Annotated in this window: 15 protein-coding genes and 4 pseudogenes; 5 read left to right on the top strand and 14 right to left on the bottom strand. The window is 73.8% G+C overall.

The annotated features are described in order from the left end of the window. The coding region (locus tag UK82_RS32125; RefSeq protein WP_152990060.1) for a zinc ribbon domain-containing protein at nucleotides 1-303 on the top strand (303 nt) is incomplete at its 5' end. Next, nucleotides 300-461 (top strand): hypothetical protein, encoded by a 162-nt coding sequence (locus UK82_RS34255; RefSeq protein WP_157866994.1) that lies wholly within the window; start codon nucleotides 300-302, stop codon nucleotides 459-461. The genes UK82_RS32125 and UK82_RS34255, both read left to right, overlap by 4 nt. A 631-nt stretch (nucleotides 462-1,092) precedes the next feature. Here UK82_RS34255 and UK82_RS28795 read toward each other — a convergent pair. From UK82_RS28795 to UK82_RS28785, 3 genes are all read right to left on the bottom strand, one after another. After that, nucleotides 1,093-2,082 (bottom strand): ferritin-like protein, encoded by a 990-nt coding sequence (locus tag UK82_RS28795; protein ID WP_044888741.1) that lies wholly within the window; start codon nucleotides 2,080-2,082, stop codon nucleotides 1,093-1,095. Then, nucleotides 2,072-2,344, bottom strand: a complete 273-nt coding sequence (locus tag UK82_RS28790; protein WP_128423449.1) for a hypothetical protein — start codon at nucleotides 2,342-2,344, stop codon at nucleotides 2,072-2,074. Before UK82_RS28790 ends, UK82_RS28795 begins: the two co-directional genes overlap by 11 nt. 478 nt (nucleotides 2,345-2,822) lie before the next feature. After that, nucleotides 2,823-3,530 carry an HAD hydrolase-like protein gene (locus UK82_RS28785; RefSeq protein WP_044888740.1) on the bottom strand — a complete coding sequence of 236 codons (708 nt, stop codon included), beginning with the start codon at nucleotides 3,528-3,530 and terminating at the stop codon, nucleotides 2,823-2,825. 108 nt (nucleotides 3,531-3,638) lie between these two features. Here UK82_RS28785 and UK82_RS28780 point away from each other — a divergent pair, with 108 nt between their 5' ends. After that, nucleotides 3,639-3,965 carry an FKBP-type peptidyl-prolyl cis-trans isomerase gene (locus UK82_RS28780; RefSeq protein WP_044888739.1) on the top strand — a complete coding sequence of 109 codons (327 nt, stop codon included), beginning with the start codon at nucleotides 3,639-3,641 and terminating at the stop codon, nucleotides 3,963-3,965. Between the two features lie 9 nt (nucleotides 3,966-3,974). Here UK82_RS28780 and UK82_RS28775 read toward each other — a convergent pair whose 3' ends face one another. After that, nucleotides 3,975-5,156, bottom strand: a complete 1,182-nt coding sequence (locus tag UK82_RS28775; RefSeq protein WP_044888738.1) for a macrolide family glycosyltransferase — start codon at nucleotides 5,154-5,156, stop codon at nucleotides 3,975-3,977. Nucleotides 5,157-5,372: 216 nt separating this feature from the next. On the opposite strand from UK82_RS28775, the gene UK82_RS28770 reads away from it, so the two are divergent. After that, on the top strand, nucleotides 5,373-6,209 hold the full coding sequence (locus UK82_RS28770) for a TIGR03620 family F420-dependent LLM class oxidoreductase (RefSeq protein ID WP_044888737.1): 837 nt from the start codon (nucleotides 5,373-5,375) through the stop codon (nucleotides 6,207-6,209). 178 nt (nucleotides 6,210-6,387) lie between these two features. Then, nucleotides 6,388-7,287, top strand: a pseudogene (locus UK82_RS28765) (SDR family NAD(P)-dependent oxidoreductase); the annotation flags it as partial. Nucleotides 7,288-7,567: 280 nt separating this feature from the next. Here UK82_RS28765 and UK82_RS40840 read toward each other — a convergent pair. From UK82_RS40840 to UK82_RS40810, 10 genes and pseudogenes are all read right to left on the bottom strand, one after another. Then, a pseudogene (locus UK82_RS40840) lies at nucleotides 7,568-7,806 on the bottom strand (HAD family hydrolase); the annotation flags it as partial. Nucleotide 7,807: 1 nt separating this feature from the next. Then, on the bottom strand, nucleotides 7,808-8,299 hold a 492-nt coding region (locus UK82_RS28760; RefSeq protein WP_236706565.1), incomplete at its 3' end, for an HAD family hydrolase. A gap of 1,248 nt (nucleotides 8,300-9,547) precedes the next feature. Then, complete coding sequence (locus UK82_RS34250) at nucleotides 9,548-9,694, bottom strand: hypothetical protein (protein WP_157866993.1); 147 nt, start codon at nucleotides 9,692-9,694, stop codon at nucleotides 9,548-9,550. A gap of 126 nt (nucleotides 9,695-9,820) precedes the next feature. After that, on the bottom strand, nucleotides 9,821-11,791 hold the full coding sequence (locus UK82_RS28755) for an ABC transporter ATP-binding protein (RefSeq protein ID WP_055410502.1): 1,971 nt from the start codon (nucleotides 11,789-11,791) through the stop codon (nucleotides 9,821-9,823). Then, complete coding sequence (locus UK82_RS40835) at nucleotides 11,788-12,300, bottom strand: glycosyltransferase (RefSeq protein WP_396230111.1); 513 nt, start codon at nucleotides 12,298-12,300, stop codon at nucleotides 11,788-11,790. The genes UK82_RS28755 and UK82_RS40835 overlap by 4 nt, the downstream gene beginning before the upstream one ends. A gap of 123 nt (nucleotides 12,301-12,423) precedes the next feature. Next, nucleotides 12,424-13,146: pseudogene (locus UK82_RS40830) on the bottom strand (glycosyltransferase); the annotation flags it as partial. Then, nucleotides 13,143-13,562: pseudogene (locus UK82_RS40825) on the bottom strand (alpha/beta fold hydrolase); the annotation flags it as partial. The pseudogenes UK82_RS40830 and UK82_RS40825, both read right to left, overlap by 4 nt. Nucleotide 13,563: 1 nt before the next feature. Further along, nucleotides 13,564-14,048 (bottom strand): alpha/beta fold hydrolase (locus UK82_RS41765; RefSeq protein ID WP_255354376.1); only part of this gene is annotated, 485 nt, incomplete at its 3' end. 2 nt (nucleotides 14,049-14,050) lie between these two features. Further along, complete coding sequence (locus UK82_RS28740) at nucleotides 14,051-14,359, bottom strand: acyl carrier protein (RefSeq protein WP_055410496.1); 309 nt, start codon at nucleotides 14,357-14,359, stop codon at nucleotides 14,051-14,053. Nucleotides 14,360-16,445: 2,086 nt separating this feature from the next. Next, the coding region (locus UK82_RS40810) for a beta-ketoacyl synthase N-terminal-like domain-containing protein (protein WP_396230670.1) at nucleotides 16,446-19,254 on the bottom strand (2,809 nt) is incomplete at its 3' end. Nucleotides 19,255-19,488 lie beyond the last annotated feature (234 nt).

The raw sequence follows: 19,488 nt of genomic DNA, 5'->3' as shown, positions 1-19,488 counted from the left end.
GTTCTGAACGCCGCATGGGGACGCGTCGGCGCGCATCTCGCCTACAAGACGGCCCGCGTGGGTGGGGTGCTGGTGAGGGTTCCGGCGCCGTACACGTCGCAGCGCTGTCACGTCTGCGGGGTCGTCGACCGGGTGTCCCGCCCCGACCAGGCAACATTCCTGTGCACGTCGTGTGGCTGGTCGGGGAACGCGGATACCAACGCAAGTCTGAACATCAGGGCGGCTGGACTGTCGTCCATGGACGTGGAGATCTCCGGGTTGCCGGGGACGGTGAAGCGTCAACCACCCGGGAAGGCGGCATGATCCCCACCGGGAGTCCCCCTCGTTCACGAGGAGGAGGAAGCCAAAGCCACGGCGGCTGGACCGCCGTCAGCATCACCGGCGCCATCTTCGGCCTCGCCGCCGTCGCCCTTGCCGTCTGGGACACCCTGCGCCGCCGCCCGGCCGCGCCCGCGGGGTGACCCGCCGACGAAGGATCTTGAGCTGGCTCGCGCGCAGGTCGAGAAGGCCTTCCGCTTGGTCAGCGTCGCGACCGAGATGTGCGGCCAGTCGATTCCGAGAGGGCGGTGTTCAGGTCGTCGACGAAGCTCGGCTGGAAGCCTGGTGGCAGGTCTGGTCGTTCGAAGGGATCCAGATAGCCGAGACCGAAGGGTGGGTGCCGGCCTTCCTCCTGGGTCGAGAGCTGACAAGGTCGATCGTCGGGCCCGAGGAGACTGTCAGGGGGGTTCCCGGCGCCAGTACGGAGGTGCCGTGCGGGATCGCGCCCTGGGCGATCCGCTGAAGGTAGCGCAACCCGAAGATCCTGATGTCGAGCTGGCCGCCTGATGTCGAGCTGGTCGGTCGAACCGCGGTTGGAAACCGTGCCGCCGATGGGGATGAACTCCAGGTGCTCCACGATGGAGTTCGGCTTCAGTCGGAATGCCCTCGGCCCGGTGCTCGGCGGATTCGGATCGAAATCCAGAAGTGAGATCAGCGTGCACCCGGCCCTGATCCAGGTGCCGGCGAGATCGGCGAGTGGACCCAGGGTCTGAGCCACCCCGGTCAACCGAATGTGCACTCCGGCGCCAGCCTGAGCCCTGCCTCGCCGGACAGTTACGCGATAGTGAACTGAGGGGTGATCCCGGCCTCGATCAGAAAGACGCCAGCCTTGGTCAGGTCGAACATGTCGGAGATGGCGGTTTCGATGGAGAAGTCATTCCTCCAGCATTTTTCCAGATTGGTCATCAATGCTGTGAACGTCTTGATGAAGGTCTGCTGATCGGGTCCGGGTGACGGTTGTGCCGAGAAATTATGGACCGCGGGCATCTCGATGGGAGTGCCCGCGTATTCGAAATGATCGCCCGACGGTACCACGGTCTTACCGTAGTAGATCTCCGCGAACGTGTAGTAGTGCGCGAGTCTACCTGGATCAAACGTGCCCTCGTCGGGCGATGTGCTGGCGCCCTCGCCCTGCGCGGTGATCTCGTTGATGGCCGTCAGGGCGTCCGCGACCGTGTTGACGGCGAACAGCGTGTCGTCGCCTATTCTGGTGGCGGTCACCTGGTTCGGCGCCGGGTGTGTCGGCAGCGAGCCGTCGGGGAACACAGCGTTGAAGCCGGCGGCGATCGCGGCATAGAACTGTCCGATTGTCGGCCCGGCCGGCGGCGGGGGTGGCGGCGGCAGATCCGGCGCCGGCACGACGGGATCCGCCTCCGGGTACTCGATGGCCATGAACGTCTGCAGGGCCTGCTCGCTCAGCGGTGCCAGCGCGACAACCAGCTCGGGATGGACGCCGCCGGGCAGTCCCGTAGCCGGATAGACGGGAACGAAGTCCGGCGCGGCGATCTCGCCCTTGAGTGATGCTCCGGTGGCGGTGTACATGTTGCAGGACAGGCCGAAATGTAGCATTTCCTGTGTCGCCACCTGCTCGATCAGGCCCGCCACGCCGCTTGGGTCGGCACTCGTGATCGACCACTGGGCGCACAGATACGGCGGAATGGTCGAGAACTCCAACTGGATGGCGGTAAGCAGGGAGGCCTGCAGCTCGTCGAGATCGTTGATACCGTTCTCGACGGTCTCGCGAATCGTCCTTCTACGTGACACGAAAACTCCCCTCTGGGTATGGTGATGGCATCACCGTCCTGCGCGGACCTGGCGCGACGCCCGTGGCGTGGGGCCGGCCGACGATGCCGAGAGTGCCCGCGTCCGTCTTCCCGCCGGGCCGGCCGTGCTGCTCGGCCAGTGGAATCCCGATCGCCGGGCGGGCGGGCAGGTCCGGGAACAGGTGGCCGAACCGGCCGGCCGGAGAATACTTCCCGGGCGGGATCTCGATCCCGCCCGGGAAGATGCCATGCAACGCAGTCACCGTGTCTCCGGAACGTACCTGGCACAGAATTGCACCTGCAGGGAAGGTGTACAGGCAGTCTTGTACTGACGTGATCGGTAAGCATGACGATAGGTCCGAAGAATTGTCCTTGTCAAGCAGTCTGAAGTGCGAGTCCGGAACGTGCTGACGTAATCGGCGGCATTGCCCTGCTAAGAGAAGTTTTGCGTGGTGAAGGATCGATTCGGTGGACGCTGGTGCGGCACCGGGAAGCGGTACGGGCGCCAGCTACGACCCCGTCGTCATGGCTGGAATGGAAGCGATGGAAGCGACGGAAGCGATGGGCCCTGTCTTTTCCGCGGGCTGGTCGCGCAGCTCGTTGTGCCTCGAGCGCGGCTGAGAAGCTGGACGCAACCGAGATTCAGCGAGATACGACGGATAGTGCTCCGCTGACCTGCGCCTTTACTGTTCAGGGGTCGCCGAGCTCGGGGTTGCCGACGCGGCGCCGGCGCCGGGGTCGTCAGGTGACGGTGTCGCCGTGGACGGCGGCGTGCAGGGCGGCCGGGTCGGTCAGGTCGGCCAGGACCGCGTCCGCGCCGGCGGCCGCGAGGGCCGGTGCGGTGGTCGCGCCGGTGGCGACCCCGACCGCCCGCACCCCGGCGTCGCGCGCGCCGCGGACGTCGTGCACCGTGTCGCCGATGACGACGACGCGGGCCGGGGCGAAGGTCACTCCGTAGGCGGCCTCCGCCCGCTTGACGGCCAGGGCGACCAGCACGGCCCGGTCGCTGTCGTCGTCGCCGTAGCCGCCGACGGTCAGGTCGAGCAGGTCGGTCAGCTCGCAGCAGGCGAGCTTGAGCCGGGCGAGGGACGGCAGGTTCCCGGTCACCACCGACTGCACGACGCCGTCCCCGACCAGGCTTTCGACGGCCGCCCGGGCGCCGGGCAGGACCCGGCCGGTCCGGCGCATCCGATCGTCGAGTGCGACGGCCGCGGCCGGCAGCGCCGCGTAGAACGCCGGCAGCAGCGACTCCGGCCGGTCGATTCCGTTGCGCCGCAGGGTGTCGATGACGATGGCCCGGTCGGTGCGACCGGCGAGGTCGGCGACCTGCGCCGCGGGCCGGCCGATGATCTCCTGGAAGGCCCGGGCGTGGAGCTCGCGGCCGAGCCCCGCGAACGACACCAGCGTGTGGTCGACATCCCACAGGATCAGCGCAGGTTCGGCGGGCATCCGCGCACGATCTCACAGCCCGCCGGCCCGCCGGCCCGGCGGGCTGCTTCGCCGCAGCCGCCGCCGGACACGACACGGGGCGGCGGCTGCGGCTGACATACTGGGGGCATGGGCGTATCGAAGGAGACCGTGGTGCCGGGGGACGGCAAGACCTTCCCCAAGGCCGGAGACACGGTGACGGTGCACTACGTCGGCACCCTGCTCGACGGCAAGCAGTTCGACTCGTCCCGGGACAGGGGGGTGCCGTTCACCACCGAGATCGGCGTCGGCAAGGTCATCAAGGGGTGGGACGAGGGGATCCCCCAGCTCTCGGTCGGCGAGAAGGCGGTGCTCACCGTCACTCCCGACTACGGGTACGGCCCCCGCGGCTTCCCGCCGGTCATCCCGCCCAACTCCGACCTCCGCTTCGAGGTGGAACTCCTCGCGGTCGGCTGACTCGGCCTGTCAGGGCAGGAACGACTCGACCGCGTCGGCGGCGGCCTCGATCCCGCCGTGGGCGCGCAGCACGGACGCGACCCCCGCCAGCCGCCCGGCGATCCCGGCGTCGGCGGCGACGGACTCGACGGCGGCGCGCAGGAGCTGCGGGTTGACCCGATCGGCGGCGAGCTGCTCACCGACGCCGAGGGCGCCGAGGATCGCGGCGTTGCCGAACTGCTCGGCGGCCAGCGGGATCGCGACCGTCGGCACGCCGAACCACAACGCCTCCACGCAGCTTCCCATCCCCGCGTGGGTGACGAACGCTGACGCCGCGGCGAGCACGGCGAGCTGGGGGACGCTGCGGTGGGCCTCGACGTTCGCGGGCAGCGGGCCGAGCGCGGCGGGGTCGACGCGCCGGCCGAGCGCCATGACCACATGCCAGTCGGTGTCGGCGAACGCCTCGGCGGCGGCCCGGTAGATGTCGGGCCGGTCGTTGTAGACGGTGCCGAGGGACACCAGCAGCACCCGGCCGGCGTCCGGCGGCGCCGTCCAGGTCCGTTCGGCGAGGCGCGCGGGGTCCAGGCAGGGGCCGACGAACCGCACGCCCGGCCGGACCCGGTTCAGGTGCGGCTGCAGCACCGGGGGGATCAGCGAGACGACGGGCCGGTCGGCGCCCAGCCACTCCCAGGGGTCGCGGTCGAGGCCGTTGTCGTGCAGCCAGGCACTGAACGCCGCGTGGTACTCCTTGCCCGGCACGGAGGTGCGCAGCGCCGCCAGGGCCTCGGCGTTGTCCTGCTCGAAGCCGTCCCACGGCACCCAGGTCGGGGACAGCAGCACCGCGGGGACGTTCCACTGGGCGGCGAGCACCGGGCCCGCCTGCGCGGCGACGTCGTGGATCAGCAGGTCCGGCCGGTCGTCGTCGAAGTGGCGGACGAGTGGGGGGAGGGTGGCGATCCCCTCGGTCAGGAACATCCGGGTGGCGAGTTCCGCGGCCGGGTTGTCCGGCCAGTCACCGTCCTCGGCGGGCAGCGTCGAGGGGTGGGTGACGGGCCGCGCGCCGGTGGGCTCCACCAGCCCGGCGAGCCGGTCGCCGATGGCGTAGCTGACCCGGTGGCCGCGGCGAACGAGTTCGGCGATGACGCCGAGCGAGGGGTAGACGTGGCTCGGCGTGGTGCAGCCGATCATGGCGATGTGTCGCGGGGTGCGCATCGTGTCCTGCCGTTCGGCATCGTCTGGTGGCCAGCATCGTCTGGTGGTCGGCGTCGTCTGGTGGTCGGCGTCGTCTGGTGGTCGGCGTCGTCTGGTAACTGCCGGTGACGGCGGGTCTGGTCTGGTCGGGCGTGTCCGGTTCGTTGTCGTTCGGGCCGCCGCGCAGGTTGCCCGCCGACCCGGAAGAGGCTCCCGGTACGGGGGGTTGCAGGGGTCATGACCACTCTCGGCACCATCGGCATCGCGAGTTCGACGATCGCCTTCAACCCGGACGTTCCCGCCGCCGTCGCGGCGGCCGCCGAGGTCGAGGACCTGGGCTATTCGACGCTGTGGCTGCCCGGTGGCCAGGGCAACAACGTCTGGCTCGTCGAGCAGGTCGTGCGCGGGACGGGGAGCCTGCTCGTCGCCAACGGCATCCTGTCCGTCGACCAGGTCCCCGCCGCCGAGGTCGCGGCGACCTACGCGGCGCTCGCCGCCGACCATCCCGGCCGCTACCTCGCCGGCCTCGGCGGCGCGCACGGCGCGGGTCCGCTGGGCACCCTCGGCGCCTACCTCGACGAGCTCGACGCCGCGCAGCCGGCGGTGCCGGCCGCCGGGCGCATCCTCGCCGCCCTCGGCCCGGCCATGCTCCGCCTCGCCCGCGACCGCGCGGCCGGGGCGTACCCGTTCCTCGTCACCCCGCAGTACGTCACCGACGCCCGCGCCGTGCTCGGCCCCGACCGGACGCTGGCCGTGCTCGTCACCGTCATCCCCGACCGCGACCCGGTCGCCGCGCGCGGCGCCGCCCGCGAGGCGATCCGCTTCCTGACCACCGTCCCCGGCTACGCCAACAACCTGGCCCGGATGGGCTTCACCACCGACGACGTCGCGGACCTCAGCGACCGGCTCATCGACCAGGTCACCGTGTGGGGGGACGTGGAGACCATCGGCAAGCGGGTGGCCGAGTACCTCTCCGCCGGCGCCGACCAGGTCGTGCTCCAGGTCAACGACGCGACCGGCGGCGAGCCCGAGTCCACGTGGTGGCGGCGCCTCGCCGACGTCCTGCTCCGCTGACCGTTGCGCCGGCCTACCCCGCCGCCCCGCCCCGCCGCCCCGCCCCGCCCCGCCCCGCGCCGCCCGGACGGGAGACGTGGGGCGAGGTCTGGCCGTGCCGGGCGATGGGCTCTCTGGATACTGGGCATCCTCGTTTCTGGTTGAACCTGGTCGAAGGAGTCCATCCGTGCCGTCCCCGCTGCGTCCCTACCGGTTCGCCGCCGGAACCGCCGTCGTGACCGGCGCCGCGAGTGGCATGGGGGAGGAGATGGCCTACGCGCTCGCCGGCCGCGGCAGCAACCTCGTCCTGCTCGACCGCGACGCACCGCGCCTCGCCGCCGTGGCCGCCAGGATCCGTGCCCGCCATCCACGGCTGCTGGTCGACACCCTGACCGTCGACCTCGCAGACTCTGACGCCGTCGACACCGCGGCGGCCCGCGTCCTGGCCGACCATCCCGGGGTGACCCTGCTGGTCAACAACGCCGGCGTCGCGTTCGGCGGCGGCTTCGAACACCTCACGCTGGAGGAGTTCGACTGGGTGATGGCCGTCAACTTCCGCGCGCCCGTGCGGCTCACCCGCCTGCTGCTGCCGGCCCTGCTCGCCCGCCCGGGCAGCCACATCGTCAACGTCTCGAGCCTGTTCGGGCTCATCGGACCCCCCGGCCAGACGGCCTATTCGGCGAGCAAGTTCGCCGTTCGCGGCTTCACCGAAGCGCTGCGCCACGAGCTGGCCGGCCGCGTCGGTGTCACGGCCGTGTACCCCGGCGGGGTTCGCACCCGGCTCGCCGAGACCGCCCGGGTGGCGCGGGCCGTGCCGAGCGACGAGGCCGAGACGGGCCGGCGCGACTTCGCGAAAATGCTCAGCTACCCCGCCGACGCCGCCGCCCGGGAGATCCTCGCCGCGGTCGAGGCCCGCCGAGCCCGCGTGATCATCACGCGCCAGGCCAGGACGATCGACGCCGTCGCCCGCCTCTTTCCGACGTCCCACATGTCGATCTTCGGCTACGCCCTCACCCGCGCCGCCCGCCTGACCGTCTCCGCCCGCCCCACCCCCGCCAGTCCCACCCCCGCCAGTCCCACCCCCGCCAGTCCCACCCCGGAAGGTCCCGTCCCTGCCGGATCCGATCCCGCCGTCCCCGTCCCCGCCAGTCCGGTCCCCGCAAGTCCCGTCCCCACGCTCACCGTCGGTGCCCGTCCCGATCCCGTGATCCCCGGCGCCGGCAGTTCTGCCCCCGCCATTTCCGTCGCCGGTGGCCCCGCCCTCGGCAGTCCCGTCGCCGGCAGCGAGGCCACCGCCGGGTGACGGGTGGTCCGCGCGGGGGACGACGGCTGGGCCGTGGACCGGTGGTGGACGCGTGGCGCCCGGGCGGCCGTCGCGGTCAGGCTTGCCGGACCAGTTCCAGGACCTTCGTGAGGTCCCCGACCTCGGCGACGAGCGACGCCCCTGCCGGCCGTTGCCGGTGCTTGCGGTTCATCCAGACGACGGGAATGCCGAGCGCGTTGGCGCCGGCCACGTCGCAGGTCAGGGAATCGCCGACGTGCCAGACCTCGCCCGGAGCGAGGCAGGGCTGGCCGGGTCCGGGTTGGTCGGGTCCGGGGTGGCCGTGTGCCAGGTGGTNGAGGGCGAGCCGGAACGGTTCCGGTCGCGGCTTGTAGGCCCGTGCCTGCTCGCTTGTGACGATCGCGTCCACTCGGAGCCCGTGGGCGTCGAGCGCGGCGTCGAGATCGGCACGGTCGATGTCGGAGACAAGACAGACCGGCAGTTCGATCTCGGCCAGGAAGGCGGCGGCGCCGGGCAGGAGCGCCGGCCGACGCCAGTAGTCGAACAGCCGCCGGCTGAGCGATTCCTCGTCGGCGTCCGAGCCGAAATGCCGGATCGTCTCCCGCAATGACCGGCGTTCCAGCTCTCGCTGGGTGGCGAACGCGGGGCCCGTCGCGGCGGCGCACAACCGGGCGAAGGCGTCCGACCAGTACCGGCCGATCGTCGCCGGGTTGCGCACGCGAGCCGTCGCGGTCTGCTCGATGCTGCGGCAGACCGCGGCCACCACGTCGTCGTCCTCGGCGACGACGGTGCCGTAGAAGTCGAGCAGGATCGCGCGCGGGCGGCTCATCCGTCTTCCCCCGGAAGGAATTGTGGGTGGTGCTGATCAGTGGTAGGTCGCCGGGTCGACCCGACGGAAGCGGCTGTCGTTGGTCGAGCTGGCGACACCGCCCGCGTAGATGGCCTGGAACATCGTGAATCGTAGGTAAAGAGATCCTTTGCACTCCCGGGCCGGCTTCAGGGTTTCATGAGTGGGTGAGGATCTCCGACAACGGCCGGACGGGTCGTGGAAGTACGTGCTGCGACCGCCGTTGTGGGGGTATTTCTTGTCGGGTGACCACATCCATCCCCGTCGTCGTCGTGCAGCTCCCGCCCGAGTACCCGCTGCGCCGCGACCAAGGTGGAACTCACACCGAGCCCTGACCGAGCACCCGAGGCGAGGGCGTTCAACTCCCCGCCGGACCGAACTCTGGCGGCGCTCCTCCGGCGTCGTCACACCGGTCCGTCGGGCCGCGTCTCCCACCCGGAGTCCTCCGGCGGCTCGGCATCCGGCCCGAACCCGGGCGCCCACACGGCTGGGATATGCGGGCAGCGCGTCACCGGCGGCTGCAACGTTACCTCCGGCAGGTCCTCCCTAGCCGCCGATCCCCGGGCAGACCTGCGCAGGTGCTGCGCCCGTGCTCGCCGGCAGGGCCCGCATGACGGGATGAGAGCGTGCACCTCGGGGGCGGGCCCGGTCGGGCCGTCCTCCGGCGGCTCGCTCATTTCGCATTCACTTGGCCTGTGCCGCTGCAACGCGGGCACCTGATCTGACTGGCGCCGTCGAACTCCTCACCGGCGTCCTGCTCTGCCGCCGGGTTGCCGACCATTCCGCTCCCGAGGCACTTCGGGCAGGTCAGCGTTCCGCGGTCGACGCTGTCCGCAGGGTCGCCCGTGTGGCCCGAGCCACCCCTTTTCTGTCCGCTGCGGCCGGTGCTGCTGCCTCCGCCGGTGTTGCCGCGCTTGTCGGTGTGCTTGCTGCCACCCCAGCCCATGACTGCTCTCCGTTCATACCCGATGTCACACCGTGCCGATGGTAGCCCCTGGGTCTGCGCGAGCGGCGGGGAAAAGCCGGATCTGTCACCGGCCCGGCGTCACGGTCAGACCGCGCCGACCCAACGGCCGAGTCCAGCAGGTCGAGCGGATCGACGCGGGCGAGGTCACGCGTCGGGCCCGGTCCCGCAGAGGCCGCCGGCGTTCCCCGGCGATGAGCGGGTGGACCCGTCATCGTCGGCGACGACGGTGCCGTAGAAGGCGAGCGGGATCGCGCGTGGGCGGCTCATTCGGCGGTGGGGGTGAGGATCTCCAGGAAATGGCCGGAGGGGTCGGGGAAGTACACGCCGCGGCCGCCGTTGTGGTGGTAGGTCTCGCCGGATTCACGCCGGTCTCGGGCGACGACGATGGTGTGGTTGAGCTGGACGGACATCGTGCACCACCTCCGCCAGCCAGTGTCCGCCGTCGTCGGCAGCGGCAACAGCCGAACAGGGGGAGTCCGGCGGCGCCGGCGGGCTCCCCCCGCCCTCGTCGGCGTGATCGTCCCGTCGGGTGGGCGTCAGCCGGTGGGGACGAGGAGCTGGGTGGTTGCCAGATCGCGGTAGAGCGGGTCGGTCTCCAGCAGCTCCGCGTGGCTGCCGACGGCGCGCACCCGGCCCGCCTCCATGACGATGATCTGCCGGGCGCCGACGACGGTGGACAGCCGGTGGGCGACGACCATCACCGTCGTCGTGCTCGCCGCGGCGGCGACGGTGTCGCGCAGCGCGAGCTCGTTGCCGGCGTCGAGCGCCGAGGTCGCCTCGTCGAGCAGCAGCAGCCGGGGCCGGCGCAGCAGGGCGCGGGCGATCGCGATGCGCTGGCGTTCACCGCCGGACAGGGTGCCGCCACGGTGGCCGATCCAGCCGTCGAGCCCACCGGGCAGCGCCGCCACGAACAGCTCCAGTCGGGCCAGGCGCAGCGCCTCGTACAGGGCCTGGTCGTCGACGCCGGTCAGGCCGAGGGTCAGGTTCTCGCGCAGGGAGCCGGCGAGCACCGGAGCCTCCTGCTCGACGTAGCCGATCGAGCGGCGAAGCTGCGCCAGCGGCCAGTCCCGCACGTCGCGGCCGTCGACGAGGATCCGGCCGGCGGTGGCGTCGTAGAACCGTTCGAGCAGCAGGAAGATGCTCGACTTGCCGGCGCCCGACGGGCCGACGATGGCGGTCATCCCGCCGGGTGGGACGGTGAACGACACCCCCCGGTGCACCGGGGGCAGGTCCTGCCGGTAGGCGAACTCGACGTCGTCGAAGGCCACCGCCGCGCTGGTGGCCCGGCCGTTCGGGGCGGTGCTCGTGGTCGACGCGGGGCGCCTGGTCAGCGCGGTGCGGCGGACGACGGCCGGCCCGCGCCTGAACATGGGACCGCTGGCGGCAGGATCACGCTGGCCGGCTGGATCACGCTGGCCCACTGGGTCGCGGTGGGCGGCGGTGCTGCGGCGGCCGCGGGCGGTGCGGCGGCTGGGGGTGGTGCGGCGGCCGGGGGTGGTGCGTCCCCGGTCCGCGGTGGGTTCGGCGGCCAGGCGCAGCACCGCGGAGATCCGTTCCGCGGCCGCCCCGCCGGCCTTGAACTGGCCCCAGGCACCGACCAGGGTGGTCACCGGCTGGGTCAGGAAGAACATGTACAGCAGGAACGCGATCAGGTCGGAGATCGGCAGGTCCCCGGCGGCGACCCGGGCGCCGCCGACGCCGAGCACCCCCAGGAACGACGCCTGCATGAGCATGCCGGCGCTCGCCCCGGTGCCCGCCTGCCAGGCGGCGACGCGCAGCCCCCGACGGAACGCCGTCTGCGCCGCGTCGGCGAGCAGGCCGATCTCGTGATCCTCCGCCCCGGAGGCCTTGACGGTGCGCAGGGCGCCGAGGTCGCGGTCGAGCAGGGTGGCCATGTAGCCGACGGCGGCCTGTGCCTCGCCGGTGGCCTTCCCGATCCGCGACGCCGACCAGCGCACGCTGGCACTCATCAGCACGACCGACGACAGCGTGACGCCGAGCAGGACGACGTCGATGAGCGCCATCATCACCAGCGCCCCGACCAGGGCGATCGTCGCCGTGCAGCTCGTCACCAGGGCCTGGGTCGTGACCTGGCGCAGCAGCGTCGTGTCGCCGACGAGCCGCGACATCAGATCACCGGGCTTGATCTCGTCGGTCGCGGCCAGCCGCAGCCGCAGGATGCGTTCCACCAGGCGGATGCGGACGGTCCGCACCAGGGTCTCCCCGACCGACTCGATGAGGAAGAACCCGGCGGCGGACACCGCCGTGCCGACCAGGACGGCGACGGTCAGGACGACGAGCAGCCGCCCGACCGGCTGGTCGGCGGTGAGCCGGGCCAGGATGTGCTGGGCGATGATCGGCTGGGCCAGCGACATCGACGTGCCGAGCAGGGTGAGCACCCCACCGGCGAGCAGGACGCGGCGCGAGCCCGCGGTGAAGTGGAGCACGAACCGTCCGGCCGGCAGCGGCGGGCGGCGCGGCGCGGCGGCGCGGCGGGCGCGGCTCATCGGACCGGGCTGCGCGCTGCGGCGAGGCGCTGCAGGTGCTCGGCCGCGGCCGCGGCGCCCCCCGCCGCCCGGAACGAGGCGCCGACACGGGCCGCGGCCGACCGGTAGCGGGGATCGTCGAGAACATCGCGGACGGCCGACGCCACGATCGCCGGCGTGGCCCGGGCGAAGCGCAGCCGGATTCCCGCACCCGCCTCCACCACCTGCTGGGCGATGACCGGCTGGTCGTCTCGGATCGGCGCGACGACCAGCGGCACGCCGTGTCCGAGCGCCTCGCAGACCGTGTTGTGCCCGGCGTGGCAGACGACCGCCGCCGCCCGCGGCAGCAGGTCGACCAGCGGCAGGAACCGCGCGGCGATGCCGCCGTCCGGCACGGCGGCCGGATCGACGGCATCCAACGGGTCGGCGATGACAGCCTGCACGCCGTCGCCGAGCGCGCGCAGCGCCGCCGCGCACGTCCGCAGGAACTCCCCGCTCACCCGGCCGTTGACGGTCCCGAAGCTGATCACCACGAGCCGGCGTGCCGGATCGAGCCGCCCCCACGGGAACGCCTCGCCCGCCGCCGCGCCGCCCGTTGCCGCCCTGCCCGGTTCAGCCCTGCCCGTTGCCGCCCGGCCCGGTTCCGCCCGGCNCGATTTCGGCCCGCCCGGTTCCGGCCCGCCGGGGTCGCCTTCCAGGGGGTCGGGACGTGGCGATGGCAGCGACGGGCCGACCCAGGCGGTCGGCGGGCCGTCCGGGCCGATGAGCGAGTCGCCGCCGGGCGGCCCGGCCAGTGCCTCCGTGGTGAACGCGAGGACGAGATGGGGGGACAGCCGCAGGGCGCGCGGCGTGGGCGGCCCGCCGGCCGCGGACGGGTCGGGCCGGACTGTGTCGGCGGTGCGGGCGACGAGTCCGTCGAGCAGGTCGTCGAACCACCGTTGCACCTTCGGGGTGGCGGCGAAGGTGTCCCGCAGCGGGCCCGACGTCGTCGCCGACGTCGCCCACGGCCGGCCCAGCCGGGCCGCCGCGAGCGGCCCGGCCAGCGCCTGCATGTCGCAGACCAGCACGTCCGCGGCCGACCGGACGGCCGCCTCGACGACCGCCGGATAGGTCGCCTCGGCCAGCGGGACGAGGAACTCCTCCCACAGGAAACGAACCCCGGCATAGCCGCGCAGCTCGGCGCCGCGCACGTCGACGTCGACCGGCCCCGCGAGGCACGGATGGATCTCGGCGTCCGGTCCGGCCAGCCGCCGCACGATCGACTCCTCGCCCGACCAGACCACCCGGTGGCCGCGGTCGCGCAGCCGGTCGGCCACGGCGACCAGCGGGGTGATGTGCCCGGCCAGCGGCGGCACCACGAACAGGAAGGTGCTCACGCCCCCTCGCCGGAGGGGACGCCCACCGCCTGATGCCGGTGCACCCAGTCGATCGTCAGGTCGCGGACCCGCCGGTGCGACTCGACGAGCACCGAATGGTCCTGATCCGGCACTATCACCGTGTGACAGTCAGGCAAAACACTCTGTAACAGGTAGGGGTCCTCCGCCTGGAAGCCGTCGCTGCCCAGGATGCTCAGCACCGGGTGGTGGAGACGGGCCAGGTCCTCCAGGTCGAGCAGCGGGCCCTCCGGGATCTCGTCGGCCATCGATGTCTCCTGCAGGCGCCGGTAGGCCAGCCGGGACAGCCGGACGTAGTGGGAGCCGAAGGTCTTCTGCAGCCAGGCGTAGGTGTCCTCGCGGCCGAGGTCGCGCCGGGTGTTCTCCAGCATGAGCCCCACCCGGTCGGCCCACGGCTGNGTCGGCGGCTCGGCCTCGATCGTGACGATGCTCGCCACCCGGTCCGGGTGGGCGGCCGCGAAGGCGTAGGCGATCGTGCCGCCGAAGCTGTTGCCCACCAGGTGCACCGGTTCGTCGATGCCCAGGGCGGCCAGCAGGCCGGCGAGGTCGGAGACGAAGTCACCGACGGTGTAGCCGTGGGTGGGTCGGCCGCTGTTGCCGTGCCCGCGCAGGTCGTAGAACACCGCGTCGATGCCGGCGGCGGCCAGCGGGGCGGCCATCGTCAGGTAGAAGCTGGCCAGGCTGTCGGTGCCCAGGCCGTGCACGCAGACCAGCGTCGGCGCCGGGCCCGCGGGGCGGGTCGGGGCGGCCGTGTCGGTTCTGTCGAGCGCGTCGGCCGGGCCTGCCGGGTCGCCCCGCCCGGTGCCGGCGGCGCCGGGCCGGGCAGGCTTGCCCCGCTCGTGCAGGTAGTGGAGATCGTTGCCGTTGACGTCGATGATCGGCACGGTCAGTCCACACCCGCCGGGGCGCCCAGCCGGGACCGGACGAACTCCACGACGTCGCCCACGGTGAGCGCGATGACCTCGGTGAGGTCCTTCTCGGCGAGGAACTCGGCGAGGCTGACGTTCTCGCCGTACCGCTCGGCGAGCATGCCGCCGAGCGTGACCAGGTCGATGCTCTCCATCTCCAGGTCGTCGTGGAAGGCCGTGGTCATCTCGACGCGCACGTCGCCCAGGCCGTACTTCTCCAGGATGCGGGCGATCAACGTGCCGATCTCGGCGAGCAGCGTGCCGGACAGCTCGTCATCGTGCGTCATTGGTTGGACTCCTCTCGACTGGCGGCCCCTGTCGTCCAGGCGACCACGTACCGGTGCCGCGTCCCCGCGGTGGCGTGCTCCTGTTGCGCGGCGGGCGCCTCGGTCTCGGCGTAGGCGACGGCGTACCGCTGCGGCGGCGTGCCAGGCCCACCGGGACCGCCATCCGGAGCGGCGCCGACCGCGACGGTCAGCGTGCCGTCCGAGCCCGCGGCCACGACCCGGGCGGCGGGGTGGCCACCGGCCCGGCTCGCGGCCTGCCGGGCGGCGGCGAACCGCGCCCGCCAGCGGGGTGGTGTGTCACCCCGGCCGTCCCCGCCGAGCCGGCGCAGCAGCCGGTCCTCGTCGGGGTCCGCCACGGCCGGCCCGGCCGGCGAGCGGGCCCCGTCCGGGTCGATCCGGGCGAGTGCGATGCCGACACCGCCGCTGCCGCTTGCCGGGGTCGCGGGCCGCGCGATCGCCACGGCCAGCCCGGCGTCGTGGGCGACCGACAGCGCGAAGGGCGCGAGTGCAGCGCCGTGGGCGCCGGCCACCGTCGTGCCGGACCCGGCGGTGCCGGACCCGGCGGTGCCGGTTACCGCGTCGGTGACGTGCAGCTCGGCGGGGAACAGGGGGCCGTGGCCCGCTGCCCACAGCCGGGTGCGTACGGCGTCCTTCGCCGCGATCCGGCGCAGCAGCCAGGCGCGCCGCGCCGGCGGCGGGGTCGCGTCGTGCTCCGCCCGCTCGGCGGCGCCGGTGACGCTACCGAGGACCAGTTCCCGCGTGGCCAGATCGGGCCACTGCTCGGTGACGCGCACCCAGCCGCCGGGCTGCGCCAGCGCGAACGGATGGCGGTCCGGATGGCGGAACGCCTCGTCGAGCGCCGGATCGAGGTTGAAGCGGCGGTCCACCCAGCCCTCGACCTCGGCCCAGACCTCGGCGCCGTCGACGAGCTGCAGGTGGGCGTGGACCCACTGGTCGTCCACCCAGGTCACCCACGCCTGGCAGGTCACCGGGCTGCCCGGCGCCGGCTCCGGCCCGTACAGCCGCACCCCGCCGATGCGCACCGGGAACAGCACCAGCCCGTCGCGGGCCTGGGTGCGGATCCAGTAGCCGAGCAGCTGGCCGGCGGCGTCGAGCAGCGACCCGGGTGCGCGGGTGCCGGTGAGCACCGCGCGCACGCCGTGGGTGCTGTGGCCGAGCAGGGCCGTCACGCCTTGGAACGCCGGGCCGTGGAACATCCACCGTTCGCGGTAGAAGTCCCGCGCGCTGATGCTCGGCGGCTGCTCGGTGGCCGGGTCGACCGGCCAGCGCGCTGGCCGGGACGCCGGATAGCGGTCGGCGACGACGACCTGGGCGCTGGCATAGCCGGCGAACGTGACCAGCAGCCGGTCGGGCCCCACCGGCGCGATCCGGACCGCCACCTCCCGGGCGGGTGCGACGGGCAGCCAGGCGTCGAAGCGGGCGTCGGCGAGGCCGACGGCGATCCGCCCCGACGCCCGCTCGGCGGCGTCCATCATCAGCCGGACGGTCGTCGTCGCCGCCACCACGGGCCGCCTGTCGGCGTCGTCGGGCCAGCCGGGGCGCTGCGCGTGAAGCGCATGGTCGAGCAGGTAGGGCATCGTCCGCGGGGAGACGCGCAGGATCGCCTCCCAGCCGGCGTTGGTCCGCGTCACAGTGGTGAGCGCGGGTTCGGCCGCCCGCGGTGGTGCGGTCTGCGGTGGTGTCGCCGGCGGTGGTGGGGCGGCGAAGGCGCTGGCCAGCACGGACGCGGCGGTCTCGGCGGTGTCGTCGAGCAGTGCCATGAGCTCGCCGGCCAGGGGGTCGCTGGCAGCCCATGCGGCCAGCGGGCTTGCCGGCCGGGCCGGCTCCAACCTGGGCAGTGCCGCCGGGTCGAGGCGGACCGACGCCGCCCCCAGATCGAGGCGGACCAGCGGGCCACCGCGGCGGCCCGTCGCCCCCGCGCTGTCCGTGCTGTCCGTGCCGTCCGTGCCGTCCGTGCTGTCCGTGCTGTCCGTGCTGTCCGTGCTGCCCGTGCTGCCCGTGCTGCCCGTGGGGAGGGGAGCGGGTGGCGCCGCACCGGCGGGCGGGGCATCCAGGGCGGCGAGGNCGGGGTCGCCGTGCTCCACCCACAGGGCGACGGCCAGCCGGCGTAGCTGCCCGAGCCCGTCGCGTTCGGAGCTGTTCGCCGCGATCGTCAGGTGCGGCGTCGACTCCAGGGTGGCGTCGACGAGTCCACCGAGGCGTCCGGGGCCGACCTGCACGAACACCCCGACGCCGGCGGCGGCCATCGCCTCGACGACCTGCCGGAACAGCACCGGTTCGAGCAGGTGACGGACGAACAGCTCGCGGATCGCGCCGGTGTCCTCCGGATACGGCGAGGCGGTCGTGGCCGACCACAGCTCGGTCTGCGGTGCCCGCCGGATCCGCATCCGCTGGGTGCGTTCCCGTAATCCGGCGAGGTAGGGCCGCAGCATCGGGGTGTGGAAGCCGGAGCGGAACGGCAGGATCTGCACGACGACGTTGCGGCGGCGCAGCCCGCGGGCGAGCTCGGCGATCCGTGCCGGCGGCCCGCACACCACCGTCTGCGCCGGGGCGTTGTCGTGGGAGAGCACGACCCCGGGGTGGTCGGCGATCGCGGCCAGCGCGTCGTCGCGCGAGCAGCTCAGCGACGCGTAGTCCACCTCGGGCACGTCGCCCTCGTACGGGTCGGCGCCGAAGATGTCGGCGTCGACCTCCGCCTCGTCGAACAGGCCCGCGGCGAACATCGCGCTCCACTCGCCGATGCTGTGCCCGGCCACGGCGTCCGGCTCGACGCGCAGCCGGCGCAGCGTCCGGTCAAGCACCCGACTGGCGGCCAGCACACTGCTGCCGTGTGTCCCGAGGCCGTCGGCGGACAGTCGCGGCAGCGCGAACCCGAAGTGCGCGCACACGTCGTCGAGCCGCGGGGCGAACTCGGCCTCCAGCCCGGGGAAGACGAACGCCACCCGCGCCGGCTTCGGGCCGGCGAGCAGGCCGGACGCGCTGTACCAGACCTCGCTGCGACCCCGCCAGGCATCCCAGGCCCCGGTGCGGGCCCCGCCGGCGGCGTGCCGGGCGGCGGCGAGCCGGCGCGGGGTGGGATGGACCAGACCGAGGCGGGCGCCGGGACCCGTGTACGCGGGCGGGCCGCCGGCCGTCGCGCGCAGGGTCGCGTCGTCGGCGTCGAGCTGGCCGGCGAGCTCGCGCGGGGTCGCCGCGGCGAAGCGGAGGATGACGTCGGGTTCGCGGACCGTCGCCGCCGGCACCCCCGTCGCGCCGCCCCCCGTCGCGCCGCCCCCCGTCGCGCCGCCCCCCGCCGTGCCGCCCCCCGCCGGGCCGCCCTCGGATGTGGTGCCCCCCGCCGTGCCGCCTCGGGATGTGCCGCCTCGGGATGTACCGCCTACGGATGTGCCGGCGCCGGCTGCGGCGGGCGCGGCGGACTGACCCGCGGAGGTCGGGTCCCGCCGCGCCCCCGGCGAGCCGACCCCCGCGGGGGATCCAGGCGCGCCGGTCCCGGCGCGCGGTGCGGTGGGCGGCGGCGCCTCCTCCAGCAGCACGTGGGCGTTCGTCCCGCCGAACCCGAAGGCGTTCACGCCGGCGCGGCGCGGCCCCGCGCTCTCCCACGGCGCGGCCGTCAGCAGCGGGCGAAACCGCGTCCTGGCCAGCGCCGGATGCGGATCCTCGCAGTTCACCGCCGGCAGCAGGACGCGGTTGTGCAGGGCCAGCGCGGCCTTGACCAGCCCGGCGACGCCGGCCGCCGCCATCGCGTGGCCGATCATCGACTTGACCGAGCCGAGGACGCCGACGTCGTCCCGGTCGCTGCCGAAGACCTGCGCCAGCGTCGCGAGTTCCGCGGCGTCCCCGGCCGGCGTCGCGGTGCCGTGCGCCTCGATCATGCCGACCGAATGCCGGGCGCGCGGGTCGAGCCCGGCCGCCGCCCAGGCCCGTTCGACGGCGAGGGCCTGCCCGGCCGGCTCCGGATTCACCAGGCCGCCGCCGCGCCCGTCGCTGGACGTCCCGGTGCCGCGGATCACCGCGTACACCCGGTCGCCGGCGCGCTGGGCGTCGTCGAGGCGCTTGAGCACGACGACGCCGGTGCCCTCGCCGATGAGGATGCCGTCCGCGGCACGGTCGAACGGCCGGCTCTGCTGGCGCGCCGACAGCGCCCCGAGCTGCGCGAAGGTGCTCCACAGGGTGATGTCGTGGCAGTGGTGGACGCCGCCGGCGAGCACCGCGTCGCAGCGCCCGGCGGCGAGCTCGGTGACCGCGCTGTCCACGGCGATCAGCGACGAGGCGCAGGCCGCGTCCACCGTGTACGCGGGGCCGCGCAGGTCGAGCCGGTTCGCGATCCGGGACGCGGCCAGGTTCGGCACCATCCCGATCGCGCCGTCCGCGCGCTGCGGGCCGAGCTGGTCGGTGAAGGCCGCCCGGATCCGGTCGAGCTCGTCCGCGCCCAGGGCGGGCAGCAGCGTGCCGAGGGTGGACACGAGCTGGTGGGCGGTGCGCAGCCGCTGGTCGAGGCGGGCGAGGCCGGCGCCGAGGTAGCCGCCGCGGCCGAGGATGACGCCGACGCGGGCCGGGTCGCCGAGCCGGGTGGCGCCGCCGGCGTCGTCGATTGCGCTCGCGGCGACCTGCAGCGCGAGAAGCTGGTCGGGTTCGATGCCGGCGACGTCGGCGGGCGGGATGCCGAAACGCAGCGGGTCGGCGTAGGCGTACTCGTCGACGAACCCGCCGCGGCGGCAGTAGATCCGTTCCGCGTGGGGTTCGGTGGCGCCGGCCGGGTCGTAGAACTGGGGATCCCAGCGGTGCGGCGGCGCCTCACTGATCGACTCGATGCCGCCCAGCAGGTTCTGCCAGTAGGCGGCGAGGTCCGGGGCACCCGGCAGGAGCACCGCCATGCCGACGACGGCGACCGGTGGCTGGCGCCAGCCACCGGCGGCGGAGTCGGGCGGCGCGACGGCCCGGGGCGGGCGCGCCGGTGACGAGGGCGGGGCCGGCGAGGGCGTCATCGGGGTCGGGACTCCTTGGACCGGGAGGGACGGGTGGGACGGGTGGGACTCGGGACGGGTGGGACTCGGGGCGGGTGGGGCCGGGGCGGTGAGCCGGGCGTGACCTTGGCGGGAGGCGCGCCC

It is taken from the genome of Frankia sp. ACN1ag (assembly GCF_001414035.1).
GTDB lineage: Bacteria > Actinomycetota > Actinomycetes > Frankiales > Frankiaceae > Frankia > Frankia torreyi.
Note: the sequence above shows the minus strand (reverse complement) of the source record. Positions and strands in the feature narration are given on the sequence as shown.

Coding starts and splice junctions, on each gene's coding strand:
- UK82_RS28785 (WP_044888740.1), bottom strand. CDS start 3,530: ATGCCCGCCGAACCTGCGCTGATCCTGTGGGATGTCGACCACACGCTG.
- UK82_RS28780 (WP_044888739.1), top strand. CDS start 3,639: ATGGGCGTATCGAAGGAGACCGTGGTGCCGGGGGACGGCAAGACCTTC.
- UK82_RS28740 (WP_055410496.1), bottom strand. CDS start 14,359: ATGACGCACGATGACGAGCTGTCCGGCACGCTGCTCGCCGAGATCGGC.
- UK82_RS34250 (WP_157866993.1), bottom strand. CDS start 9,694: ATGTCCGTCCAGCTCAACCACACCATCGTCGTCGCCCGAGACCGGCGT.
- UK82_RS34255 (WP_157866994.1), top strand. CDS start 300: ATGATCCCCACCGGGAGTCCCCCTCGTTCACGAGGAGGAGGAAGCCAA.
- UK82_RS28770 (WP_044888737.1), top strand. CDS start 5,373: ATGACCACTCTCGGCACCATCGGCATCGCGAGTTCGACGATCGCCTTC.
- UK82_RS28775 (WP_044888738.1), bottom strand. CDS start 5,156: ATGCGCACCCCGCGACACATCGCCATGATCGGCTGCACCACGCCGAGC.
- UK82_RS28755 (WP_055410502.1), bottom strand. CDS start 11,791: ATGAGCCGCGCCCGCCGCGCCGCCGCGCCGCGCCGCCCGCCGCTGCCG.